Here is a 12,227-nt window from a genome sequence, read left to right as displayed (position 1 = left end):
TCCCCCACCCGGCCACCCATCAAGAATACGCTGTGGGTGGCCGGGTGGGGGAGCGGGCCGGTGCCGCATCCGCGTGAGCGGATCGGACGTTACTGCAGCGCCCGCAGAACGGGGAGGATCGACGCATAATCGTCGGTCCATGGCGAGGCATCGGACGGCGGCAGCGGCACCCAGTCGCCGCCGCTCGCCAGCAATTCGGCAAGCACCTCCGGATCGGGGGTGAGCGCGATCCATTCGGACCCGGTTTCGCCGTTCGCCTCGCTCGCCGGCTGGTACGACAGTCCGGCCGCCATCCACCCGCCCGCCGTCGCCGCGACNCACCGGCCCCAGATCGAGATAGCGGTTGGAGATATGCACCAGCAGCAACCCCTTGGGTCCCAGTACCCGGCGATAGGTCGCGAACGCCTCACGCGTCATCAGGTGCATCGGCACCGCATCCGACGAAAAGGCGTCGAGCACCAGCAGGTCGAGGCTGTTCGCCGACTGATCGGTCAGCGAGAGCCGCGCATCGCCCATCACGATCCGGGCATCGGGTAGGCAGTTGCGCAGAAAAGTAAATGCCCCCGAATCGCGCGCGATCCGCACCACCGTCGGGTCGATCTCGTAGAAGCGCCATTGCTGCCCCGGCCGGGCGTAGCACGACAGCGTCCCGGTCCCCAGCCCGACGACGCCGATGCGCGCTTTCGGACCATAGATCACGGGGGCAGCGCGCAGCGCCTCGCCGACTCCCGATTGCGGCACGTAATAGGTCGTCGGCGTCCGTTCGCGGGCCGGCGATCCGGTCAACTGGATGCCGTGCAACGTCGTGCCGTGCTGCAACTCGCGCACGCCATTGCCGTGCGCGACGGTATAGACGCCGAAATAGCTGCGGGTCCTGGCGCCGGGTTCCAGCGACAGTTCGATCGCGCGATAGCCGCCGAACAGATACAGCGCCCCGGCCAGCGCCACGACATAGGGCAGCCGCGCGCCGATCGCGAACAGCCCGATCGCGACGATCCCGAAGAAGGCAACGGCATCGGCCTTCGTGCCCAGCATTCCGGCCGGATTGGTCAGCCCCAGCACCACCAGCACGACGACCCCGCCGATCGCCGCCGCCGACAGCACCGTCGTCCGCGCGCGCCACAGCCGCTGCGTCACCGGCAGCAGGAACGGCAGCGGCGCGAGCAGCCCGGCGGCGAGGATCAGCAGCGGATATTCATAGGTCCAGTCGAACACCACCGGCGCGACCAGCCCGGCAAACACCCCGCCCAGCGCGCCGCCGACCGACATCGCCAGATAAAAGCCGGTCAACCGCGCCGGTGCCGGGCGCAGCGCGTGCATCCGGGTATGCAGCGACACCGACACCGCGAACAGCAGCAGCAACGCCGCCAGTGCGTTCAGCAGCGGAAAGTCGTGATGCCCGGCGATCATCATGCCGCCGAACACCAGAATCGTGATCGGCGCGTAACGGGTTATCGCCTCCGCCATCCCCCGCCGGTCGGCAAAGGCGACGGTGAAGCTCAATAGATACAGGCCGAGCGGCAACACCCACAGCAGCGGCACCGCGACGATGTCGGTCGTCAGGAAGGTCGTCGTCGCCAGCATCAGCCCCGAGGGCACGAGCGCCAGCACGATCCAGTGCGCTACCCGCCGCATCCCCGGTGCCGGCCCCGGATCACCGACGACGACGGCATCGCGCCGCAACGGCAACAGCCAGCCGCACGCGAGGACCAGCAGCAACAGCACGCCATAACCGACGCTCCAACCCCAGCTCTGCCCTTTGAGCGACAGCAGCGGTTCGACCAGCAACGGATACGCGATCAGCCCGGCGAAACTGCCGACGTTCGACGCGGCATAGAGCGCATAGGGATCGCGCCCCGGACAGGCGAAGGCGAACCAGCGTTGCAGCAGCGGTGCCTGCGCCGACACCGCGAAGAACAACGGCCCGATCGATGCCGCCAGCAGCCACGGCGTCCACAGCACCGGTTCGGCCCCGGCGGGCACCTGCCCCGCCAACACGCCGATCGGCAGCCATGCGGCGGCGAGCAACAGCAGGAGCAGATGCACCGTCGCCTGCGCCTTGGGCACCAGCTTGCCGAGCAGATGGGCATAGGCATAGCCGCCGAGCAGCAGCGCCTGATACACCAGCATCGCCGAATTCCACACCGCTGGCGCGCCGCCCAGTTGCGGCAACGCCATGCGCGCGACCATCGGCTGGACGAGGAACAGCAGGAACGATCCGGTCAGGATCGCCGCGACATAGGTCAGCCGGATCGGCAGGCCACCGCCCCGCCCCTCGCCTTCGCCATCGTTCACGGGCGCGTCTTCCAATAGGTGACATGACGCTGGAGCGGGCTGTCATCGGGCACCGCCGGATGATCGAAATCCTCACCCATGCTGCGGACCATGCCGATCCGCTCCATCAATCCCCAACTGCGTATATTGGTCGCGGCGGTGATCGCCCCGATGCGATCGACGCCCAGATTGACGAACCCCCAGTCGAGACTGGCCATCGCCGCCTCGCGCGCCAATCCCTGCCCCCAATATTCCTTGCCGAAGCGCCAGCCGATCTCGACTCCGCCTTCCAGCGGCGTACCCTCGGCACCCGGCTTCAACCCGCAGAAACCGATCATCGTCGCGGTCGCCCGCGCCTCGACGACCCAGAAACAATAGCCGTGCGTCGCCTGATAGCCGTCCTGCCGGTCGATCGCGGCATCGACTTCGGCCGGGGTCATCGGCGCCGGGAAATAGCGCATCACCTCCGGGTCGGCGCAATGCGCGTAGAATATCGGCCGGTCGCGATCTTCCCAGCGGCGCAGCACCAGCCGGTCGGTGGCGATCATGCTCCCAGCAACCGCGCCGCATGGACCGCGTGATAGGTCAGCACCCCGCTCGCCCCCGCCCGCTTGAACGCCAGCAGCGTTTCGAGGACCAGCGCGTCGCGCTCCCCCGCACCCGCCGCCACCGCCGCCTCGATCATCGCATATTCGCCCGACACCTGATACGCGAACACCGGCACGCGGAACTCGGCCTTCACCTTGGCCACGATGTCGAGATACGGCAGCCCCGGCTTCACCATCACGCTGTCCGCGCCCTCGGCCAGATCGAGCGCGACCTCGCGCAGCGCTTCCTCATGGTTGGCGGGGTCCATCTGATAGGTCTTCTTGTCGCCCTTCAGCAGCCCGCGAGAACCCACCGCATCGCGGAACGGGCCGTAGAAGGCGCTGGCATATTTGGCGGCATAGGCCATGATCTGGACGTTGTGATGCCCGTCCGCCTCCAGTGCGGCGCGGATGATGCCAATACGGCCGTCCATCATGTCCGACGGAGCGATGATGTCGCTGCCCGCCGCCGCCTGCACCCGTGCCTGCCGTACCAGTGCCTGTGCGGTCACGTCGTTCAGCACATAGCCATCGGCATCGACGATCCCGTCGTGGCCATGGCTGGTATAGGGGTCGAGCGCGACGTCAGTCAGCACGCCGATGTCGGGCACCGCATCCTTGATCGCGCGGATCGCGCGGCACATCAGATTGTCGGGATTATACGCCTCCTTGCCGTCGTCGCTGCGCAGCGCCTGCGGCGTATTGGGGAACAGCGCGACGACCGGAATACCCAGGTCGCGTGCCTCGCGCACCCGCTCGACCAGCGAGGGCAGCGTCCAGCGGGTGACGCCGGGCAGTTGCTTGACCGGCGTATCCTCGCCCTCGGTCACGAACAGCGGCCAGATCAGATCGGCGGGCGTCAGCAGCGTTTCGGCATGCAGACGGCGGCTCCAGGCGGACGCGCGGGTGCGGCGAAGGCGCAGCGCGGGGTAAGCGGCGGACATGGGCCGGACTTGTGGGCCATGCACCGTATCGGATCAACCGAAAGTCGTGCGGCGATTTTCGTTACGGAGCGTTACCGACCGCATGACCCACATCCGATCCGCCGCCATGATCGTCAACGCCCGGTCACGGCGCGGTCAGGCCCAGTTCGCCGAGGCGTGCAAGGCGATGCAGGGCCTGCCGTACAAGGTGGACGCGCATGCGGTGGAGGACCCCGACGATCTTGTCCCCCGGTTGAAACAGGTGCTGGCCGCCAAGCCCGATCTGGTGGTGCTGGGCGGCGGCGACGGGACGATCAGCAGCCTCGTCGACCATCTGCTGGGGCATGACGTGATCCTCGGCGTGCTGCCGTTCGGCACCGCCAACAGCTTCTGCCGCACGCTCGGCATCCCGCTCGACATCCCCGGCGCGGTCAACGTGCTGCGCACCGGGCGCCCAAGGCGGATCGATCTCGGCATGGTCGATGGCGACTATTACGCCAATTGCGCCGCGATCGGCATCTCGCCGCTGATCGCGCAGACCATTCCGCACGGCGTCAAGAAATTGTTCGGGCGCGTGGGCTATCTCAGTTGGGCGGCGCTCCAGTTCGCGCGGTTCCAGCCGTTCGAGCTGACCGTCACCAACGGCAGCCATGTCCAGCGGCTGACCGCGACCGAGGTTCGCATCTCCAACGGCCCCTATCACGGCGGCACCGAACTGGTCGAAGAGGCACAGGTCGACAGCGGCGAAATCGTGGTTCAGGTCGTGTGCGGCAAGGGCAAGCGTTCGCTGGTGCGCAACTGGGCGGCGGGGTTCTTCCGCCTCGATTCGCGCCGGGTCGATACCGTGTCGTTCCACGGGCAATCGCTGCGCATCGAAACCGTGCCGCGCCTGCCGATCTCGATCGATGGCGAGGTGCTGGCCAAGACGCCGGTGACGGCGAAGATCGCCGCCGGGATCATCGAGGTGATGGCACCAGCGTAAGCCACCCCCACTCGTCATTCCGGCGAAGGCCGGAATCCACGGATAGGGAACGGTAGCGACTCCATCGATACCGCTCGTGACCATGGATTCCGGCCTTCGCCGGAATGACGAACGTCAGCCCAACCGCCCCAGCGCCGCGTGCAGCCGCGCCGCCTCGGCCATCTTGTCGGCGTGATCGGCGCGCGCCTTATCCACCGCCTCGGGCTTCGCGCGTTCGACGAAACTGGCGTTGCCCAGCCGCCCGGCCAGCGCATCGCGTTCCTTCTCCGCCGCCGCGATCGCCTTGGTCAGCCGCGCGCGCTCCGCGTCGAGGTCGATCACCTCGCCCAGCGGCAGGACGAACGTCGCCTCGTCCACCACGATCTGGAGCGCGCCGCCCGCCGGTGCCTCGCCCTCGACCCGGTCGACCCGCGCGAGCCGCGCCAGCACCGCCGCTTGGGCGGCCAGCCGTTCGCCGGTCAGCGCCGAGGCATCGCGAACATGCAGCGGCAGCCGCGCGCCCGGCGGCACGTTCAGCTCGGTCCGCGCGGCGCGCACTTCGCTCACCAGCCGGATCAGCCAGTCGATCTCGGCGCGCGCACCCGGATCGATCGCGCGCGCATCCGCCATCGGCCAGCGCGCGACGATCAGGTCGTTGTCGCGTTCCCCAAGCGCATGCCACAGTTCCTCGGTGATGAACGGCATGAACGGGTGGAGCATCACGAGGATCTGGTCGAGGACCCATCCCGCCACCGCGCGGGTTTCCTCCGCGCCCTCGCCGCCGCCCTGCAACACCGGCTTGATGAGTTCGAGATACCAGTCGCAGAACCGGCTCCACGTGAACTGGTAGATGGTATTGGCCGCCCCGTCGAAGCGCAGGTCGGCGAGTGCGAGGTCGAGCGCCTGTACTGTCTCGATCGTCTCGGCGATAATCCAGCGGTTGACCGCGAGGTCGGCCTTTGGTGCCTCCAGCGCCTGCGACGCGCCGATGCCGTTGGCCTGCGCGAAGCGGGTCGCGTTCCACAGCTTGGTCGCGAAGTTGCGATAGCCCTCGACCCGCTTCTCATCCATCTTGATGTCGCGGCCCTGGCTCTCCATCGCCGCCATGAAGAAGCGCAGCGCATCGGCGCCATAGGCATCGATCAGCCCCAGCGGATCGACGGTATTGCCCTTCGACTTCGACATCTTCGCGCCATCGGCGGCGCGGACAAGGCCGTGGAGATACAAGGTCTTGAAGGGCACTTCCTTCATGAAGTGGATGCCCTGCATCAGCATCCGCGCATCCCAGAAGAACAGGATGTCGAACCCCGAGATCAGCACGTCGTTGCTGTAGCGCCCGCCCAGCGTCGGGTCGGTGTTGTCGGGCCAGCCGAGCGTGGCGAACGGCCACAGCGCGGAGGAGAACCAGGTGTCGAGGACGTCCTCGTCCTGCTTGAGCGCAACGCCCTCCCCCGCTTCGGCCTGCGCCTCCGCATGGGTTTCGGCGACGAACACGCGGCCATCGTCGGCGAACCACGCCGGAATGCGATGCCCCCACCACAATTGCCGCGACACGCACCACGGCTGGATGTTCTCCATCCAGTTGAAATAGGTCTTTTCCCACGACTTGGGCACGATCTTGACCGCACCCGATCGCACCGCCTCGATCGCCGGCTGCGCCAGCGTCGCGGCGTCGACATACCACTGATCCGTCAGCCACGGCTCGATCACCACGCCCGATCGATCGCCATAGGGCGTCTGGATGCGACGCGGCTCGGCATCATGCTCCACCCCGTCCTTGTCGACGTGCGGCAGGAGGAAGCCCTGTTCCTTGAGCGCGACGACGACGAGACGGCGGGCGTCGGCCGGCGCCTTCGGGTCGTTGCCCGGCAGCCCGAGATACCCGGCCGGGATCAGCCCGTCGGCGGTCTGGCAGACCTGCGCCTTCGCATCGAGCATGTTGAGCATGTCGGCTGCCTTGAACCCGGCGCGCTTGCCGACCTCGAAGTCGTTGAAGTCATGCCCCGGCGTGATCTTGACCGCACCCGACCCCAGTTCGGGATCGGCATGCTCGTCCGCCACGATCGGAATCAGCCGGCCGGTGATCGGCAGGCGAACCATCTGCCCGATCAGCGCGGTATAGCGTTCGTCGGCCGGGTTCACCGCCACCGCCATGTCGGCCAGCATCGTCTCCGGCCGGGTCGTCGCGACCTCAATGAAGCCGCTGTCGTCGGCCAGCGGATAGCGCAGGTGCCAGAAACTGCCCTGCACCTCGCGCGTCTCGACCTCCAGATCGCTGATCGCGGTGCCGAGGCCCGGGTCCCAGTTCACCAGCCGTTTGTCGCGGTAGAGCAGCCCTTCGCGGTAGAGTTGCACGAAGACCTTCAGCACGGCGGCCGAAAATCCCTCGTCCATCGTGAAGCGCTCGTTCGACCAGTCCATCGAACAGCCCAGCCGGCGGAGCTGGCCAGTGATCGTGCCGCCGCTCTCCGCCTTCCATTCCCACACCTTGCCCACGAAATCGTCGCGGGTGAAGTCGGTGCGCTTCTGCCCGGCCTGCGCCATCTGGCGCTCGACTACCATCTGCGTCGCGATGCCGGCATGGTCGGTCCCGACCACCCAGCGCGCGTCCTTGCCCTGCAACCGCGCATGGCGGACGAGAATGTCCTGCAACGTGTTGTCGAGCGCATGGCCGATGTGCAGACTGCCCGTGACGTTGGGCGGCGGGTTGACGATCGTCCACGGCTGCGCGCCCGGCCGTTTGGGGCGGAACAGGCCGGCCTTTTCCCAATGCGGATACCAGCGGGCCTCGATGGCGGCGGGGTCGAAGGTCTTGGGCAGTTCGCTCATGCTGTGGCGAATGGCGCGGAACCGGCGGGGTTGCAAGGGGCGGGTCGCCCGGTGCTGCTGCCGGGAAGGGAAGATTTGGTTCACGCGAAGGCGCGAAGACGCGAAGGGGTTACGCCTGGGTCCGATCGACATTCCGTTGGCCGTGACGCCAGCAAAGACCATTTCCGTCACCCCGGACTTGTTCCGGGGTCCACCGTGCAGAGATCGATGCCGCTCGAGGCACTTGCGACAGCGTTTGCGGCTAGGTGGACCCCGGAACAAGTCCGGGTGACGAAGAAGGGCGGCGTTTTCGACTAAGAACTGCACCGGAATGGCTGAGTGTCGATCGGCCCCAGGGCTGATCCACCCATCCCGAAACAAACGTCATCCCGGCGAAGGCTGGGATCTCCCGGGGAGTGCGCGCGACAGGAGCCGCTTGAGGCCCCAGCCTTGGCTGGGGCGACGGTTCCGGGCGGGCGAATCAAGTTTCAGAAAGGGAAAGAGGATTTTCGCGCAGAGGCGCAGAGGCGCAGAGAATGTCACGCCTGCCGCGACAGCGGCGCTTCAACTTCACCGGGGGGCAGGCGAGAGGCTTCGCCGGAACGCCGACGGAGGTTGTGCCCGCAACCCCCTCTGCACCTCCGCGCCTCTGCGCGAAAACTTCTTCTCCGCGTCTCCGCGCCTTCGCGTGAACCGGTCCTGTTTCTACCGCCCGCTGATCCGCGCGATTTCCTTGGCGACCATCGTCTCGACGATGCCGGGCAGCTTGGCGTCGAGCCATTCGCGCAGCATCGGGCGGAGCATCTCGCGCACCAGTCCTTCGAGCGAGTCGGTGCCCGGCGTCTCGGGCTTCACCAGCATCCGCGACAACTGGTCGAGCGAACCACGGCTCGCCTCGGCCGCGCGGTCGGAAACGATCGCCGGATCGATCGAGGGTGCGGCGGCGGCAGGCATCGGCGCAGGCTCCTGCACGGGGGGTTCGGGTTCGGCGACGACGCGGGGGGCCTCGGCGACGGGTTCGGGCGCTTCGGCCCGGATCGGTTCGACACGGATCGATTCGACCTTGGCCTGTTCGATCCGCGGCGGCGGTGGCGCCGCGACGCTGTGGTTCAGTTCGAGGATGTCGTCACGGTCGTCCAGCTCGCGCGGCTGCGCGGTGCGGATCGACTTGCGGCCACGAATGGCCTGTGCCGATCCTTCGCCTTCCTCGGCGATGATCCGTTTGATCGAGGACAGGATGTCCTCCATCGACGTATCGGCTCCGACATCCCCCATCGCCACCCTCATGTGCAAACGTCCCTGTAATCGCTCAGTTGTCGGGTCTGGCGGCCGGACTGTCAACGCCCGGTGTCACGCCATCGCCGCCACGACGCCGGTCCGGCGCGTCGAGACCGTCGGTCGGGGTATAGGGATTGGCGCTGCGCTGCAACTTCGGATCGAGCTCGCGTGTCACCGCCGGCGTCTGCGCGGGCGTGTTCACCGTGCCCGGCGCGACCGGTTTCGGCGCGGGGTCGTCGCTCCAGTCCCAGCTCTTGCCCCGTACCCGGTCATAATTGGCCACCGGATCATACAGCGCGCCGCCGTCCAGCCCGAGGTCGCGCGCCTCCGCCCGGCCCATCGCCGCCAGCAGCGCGAAGCCCGCGACATAGGCATCGCGCCGCGCCGTCACCAACTGCACCTGCGAATTGAGCAGTTCCTGTTCGGCATCGAGAATGTCGAGGATGGTGCGCGTGCCGACGCTGTTCTCGGCGCGCACGCCTTCCAGCGACAGCTTGTTCGCGGTGATCTGCACTTCCGACGACTGGATCACCCGCAACGCCGATTGCCATGCGGCATAGGCGGAGCGCGCGTCGGACACGACGGCGCGCTCGGTCTGCGTCACCTGTTCGATCGCGACGCCCTCCAGCGCCTGCGCCCGGCGGATCTGCGCGGCGGGGCGGCCGCCCTGATAGAAGGGCATCGTCACCCGCACGCCAGCCTGCGCCTGTCCACCGTCCTGTTGCAGCACGATGCCGTCGATCGACTGCGCCGATCCGAGGAAGCTGGTATAGCTGCCGGTCAGGAACGCGCCGACCTGCGGCAGCCGGTCCGCCCGCGCGACACGGACATCGAACCCGGCGGCGTCGCTCGCCCGCTGCGCCGCGACCAGTGCCGGATTGTTGGCGACCGCGACCCGCACCGCGCCGTTCGGATCGGCGGGGAGGTTGGGCAGGCCCGGCGGTGGATCGAGCCGGCCGGCCGGGGCACCCGTGACCTCGACGTAATTCTCGCGGCTGGTGACGAGGTTCGCCTCGGCCTGCTGCAACTGCGCCTGTGCCTGCGCCAGCCGCGCCTCGGACTGGGCGACGTCGGTGCGGGTCAGGTCGCCGACCTGGAACCGGTCGCCCGACGCGCGCAGGTTCACCTGCAACACGCTGACGTTCTGCTGGTTCAGCCGGACGATCGCCTCGTCGCGCAGCACGTCGTTATAGGCCGCGACAACGAGGGTGAAGACATTGGCCTCGGTGCTGCGCAGGCTGGCGCGACCCGCCAGCACCCGCGCATCGGCGGCACGCACGCCGTTCTTCACCGCGCCCCCGGCATAGAGCGGCAGCGACGCGGTCGCCTGCGCCTGGCCGATGCGCGGGGCCTGCGTCACGCCGCGCGTCTGGGTGTTCAGCACCTGTTCGGTGACGGTGCCCTGCGTCGTGACCTGCGGCAGCCCCTGCGACCGGGCGATCGGCACGGTTTCGTCGGTGGCGCGCAGATTGGCGCGCGCCCCGGTCAACTGCGGGTTGGTCGCATAGGCGCGCACCAGCGCCTCGCGCAGCGTTTCGGCCCCCGCCGGTCCGGCAAGGAGTGCGACGAACGCGACCCCCGCGGCAAACTTCCCCCCCCGCATCGTCTTCCTTACCTTGCGAACTGGAACGTCTTGGGACGGGCGAAGCCCGGCAGCACGACGCAATCGAGATCGGCGAACTCGGTCAGGCCGAAGCCGCCGCCGGTCTTACGACCGAGCGCCAGCCGGGTAACGCCGCGATCGACGATCCCCGTCGCCAGCCGCCCGCCCGGTGCCAGTTGCGCGACGATCGCGTCGGGCACCTGCTCGACCGCGCCGTCGATGAGGATGACGTCATAGGGCGCGGCGGCGGCCCAGCCCTGCGTCAACGGCCCCTCGACCACCTCGGCACCGGCGACGGCGCCGCGCGCGGTCGCGACCATCGCCGCATCCTCCTCCAGCGCCACGACCGATCCGGCGATCCGCGCGGTGACGGCGGCCGAATAGCCGGTGGCGGCACCGATAATCAGCACCCGGTCGTCGGCCACGATCTCGGCGGCGGTCAGCAGCCGGCCGAGGATCAGCGGCGCGTTGATCGCCCGGCCCCCGCCCAGCGGCAGCGCGGCATCGCGATAGGCGACGCCCGCCTGCGCGGCGGGGACGAACGCCTCGCGCGGCACGTCGCCCATCGCCTCCACGACGCGCGGATCGCTCACCGCGCTGGTGCGAAGCTGGCTGACGACCATCGCATGGCGCATGGCGTCGAAATCGGACGGGGAACGGGTCGTGTCGGTCATGGCGGAGTCCTGTCGCACAACTGTTTTAGGGGCGCAATACACATCGCGCGAATTCGCCGGCTGTCTATCGCGCCGGCGCACCGCCGCCAAGCGAGCAGAAACGTATATTTTGCCCGGGGACGGTTGACACCGCGCCGTTCCCCCCGCATTGGCCCGCCTCCCACGACATCGAGGCGCGATGGCGGAGTGGTGACGCAGAGGACTGCAAATCCTTGCACCCGGGTTCGATTCCCGGTCGCGCCTCCAGTCGGTTTCCCGACATTTTTGATTTCTGAGGGTGCAGCCGATGACCGCGCACGTCCTGACGCTGTCCTGCGCCGACCGGATCGGCATCGTCGCCGCCGTCAGCGGGCATCTGGCCGGGATCGACGGCTTCATCCTCGACAGCCAGCAATATGCCGATCTGGATGCCGGCCGCTTCTTCCTGCGCGTCGAGTTTCGCGGCGCAGGCCCCGCCTTCCCGTCCTCGACCGACAGCCTGCACGGCGGCTTCGGCCCTGTCGCCGATCGCTTCGACTGCGACTGGTCGATCACGCCGAGCGACGCGCGGATGCGGATCGTCATCGCGGTGTCGAAGGGCAGCCATTGCCTCAACGACCTGCTCCACCGCTGGAAGACCGGCGATCTGCCGGTCGAGATCGTCGGCGTCGTCTCCAACCACGAAACGCTGCGCGCGCTGACCGAATGGCATGGCGTGCCGTTCCATCACCTGCCGATCGTGGATGGCGACCGGGCGGCGCAGGAGGCGGCGATGCTTGCCGTCGTGCGCGATGCACAGGCCGACCTGCTGGTCCTCGCCCGTTACATGCAGGTGCTGGGACCCGATCTGTCGGCGGCGCTCGCCGGCCGCTGCATCAACATCCATCACAGCTTCCTGCCAAGCTTCAAGGGTGCCCGCCCCTATGCCCGCGCGCATGATCGCGGCGTCAAGCTGATCGGCGCGACCGCGCATTACGTCACCGGCGATCTCGACGAAGGCCCGATCATCGAACAGGCGGTCGAGCGCGTCGACCACCGCGACACCGAAGCCGATCTGATCCGCATCGGCCGCGATGTCGAGGCACAGGTGCTGGCCCGCGCCGTCCGCTGGGCCGCCGAACGCCGCGTGTTCCTGAACGG

The 12,227-nt window shown here is 68.2% G+C and carries 9 protein-coding genes and 1 tRNA gene; 3 read left to right on the top strand and 7 right to left on the bottom strand.

Annotated elements, in window-relative coordinates; all coding sequences use genetic code 11:
* Positions 1-318 precede the first annotated feature (318 nt).
* From ASE78_RS06365 to hemB, 3 genes are all read right to left on the bottom strand, one after another.
* Positions 319-2,295: spermidine synthase (locus ASE78_RS06365; protein WP_414886784.1), on the bottom strand; the 1,977-nt coding region annotated here is incomplete at its 3' end.
* Positions 2,292-2,822: a GNAT family N-acetyltransferase gene (locus ASE78_RS06360; protein ID WP_055756454.1), complete on the bottom strand. Its 531-nt coding sequence runs from the start codon at positions 2,820-2,822 to the stop codon at positions 2,292-2,294. The genes ASE78_RS06360 and ASE78_RS06365, both read right to left, overlap by 4 nt.
* Positions 2,819-3,805 carry a porphobilinogen synthase gene (hemB, locus tag ASE78_RS06355; protein ID WP_056494646.1) on the bottom strand — a complete coding sequence of 329 codons (987 nt, stop codon included), beginning with the start codon at positions 3,803-3,805 and terminating at the stop codon, positions 2,819-2,821. The genes ASE78_RS06360 and hemB overlap by 4 nt, the downstream gene beginning before the upstream one ends.
* Before the next feature lie 82 nt (positions 3,806-3,887).
* On the opposite strand from hemB, the gene ASE78_RS06350 reads away from it, so the two are divergent.
* On the top strand, positions 3,888-4,766 hold the full coding sequence (locus tag ASE78_RS06350) for a diacylglycerol/lipid kinase family protein (protein WP_056494643.1): 879 nt from the start codon (positions 3,888-3,890) through the stop codon (positions 4,764-4,766).
* Positions 4,767-4,880: 114 nt separating this feature from the next.
* Here the strand turns inward: ASE78_RS06350 and ASE78_RS06345 are convergent, their stop codons facing one another.
* From ASE78_RS06345 to ASE78_RS06330, 4 genes are all read right to left on the bottom strand, one after another.
* Positions 4,881-7,574: a valine--tRNA ligase gene (locus ASE78_RS06345; RefSeq protein WP_056494640.1), complete on the bottom strand. Its 2,694-nt coding sequence runs from the start codon at positions 7,572-7,574 to the stop codon at positions 4,881-4,883.
* Positions 7,575-8,258: 684 nt separating this feature from the next.
* Positions 8,259-8,828 (bottom strand): DUF2497 domain-containing protein, encoded by a 570-nt coding sequence (locus ASE78_RS06340; RefSeq protein ID WP_056494637.1) that lies wholly within the window; start codon positions 8,826-8,828, stop codon positions 8,259-8,261.
* Between the two features lie 34 nt (positions 8,829-8,862).
* Positions 8,863-10,434 carry a TolC family outer membrane protein gene (locus ASE78_RS06335; RefSeq protein WP_056494634.1) on the bottom strand — a complete coding sequence of 524 codons (1,572 nt, stop codon included), beginning with the start codon at positions 10,432-10,434 and terminating at the stop codon, positions 8,863-8,865.
* 8 nt (positions 10,435-10,442) lie between these two features.
* Positions 10,443-11,108, bottom strand: a complete 666-nt coding sequence (locus ASE78_RS06330) for a protein-L-isoaspartate O-methyltransferase family protein (protein WP_056494631.1) — start codon at positions 11,106-11,108, stop codon at positions 10,443-10,445.
* A gap of 172 nt (positions 11,109-11,280) precedes the next feature.
* Between ASE78_RS06330 and ASE78_RS06325 the strand changes: the two genes are divergently transcribed.
* Together ASE78_RS06325 and purU are read left to right on the top strand one after the other, a co-directional pair.
* A tRNA-Cys gene (locus ASE78_RS06325) sits at positions 11,281-11,354 on the top strand.
* A gap of 40 nt (positions 11,355-11,394) precedes the next feature.
* Positions 11,395-12,227, top strand: an 833-nt coding sequence (purU, locus tag ASE78_RS06320; protein WP_056495284.1) for a formyltetrahydrofolate deformylase, incomplete at its 3' end; no start/stop codon positions are given.

The organism is Sphingomonas sp. Leaf25, assembly GCF_001421635.1.
In the GTDB taxonomy this organism is placed as follows: Bacteria; Pseudomonadota; Alphaproteobacteria; order Sphingomonadales; family Sphingomonadaceae; genus Sphingomonas.
This window is presented reverse-complemented; position numbering and strand designations above follow the sequence as displayed.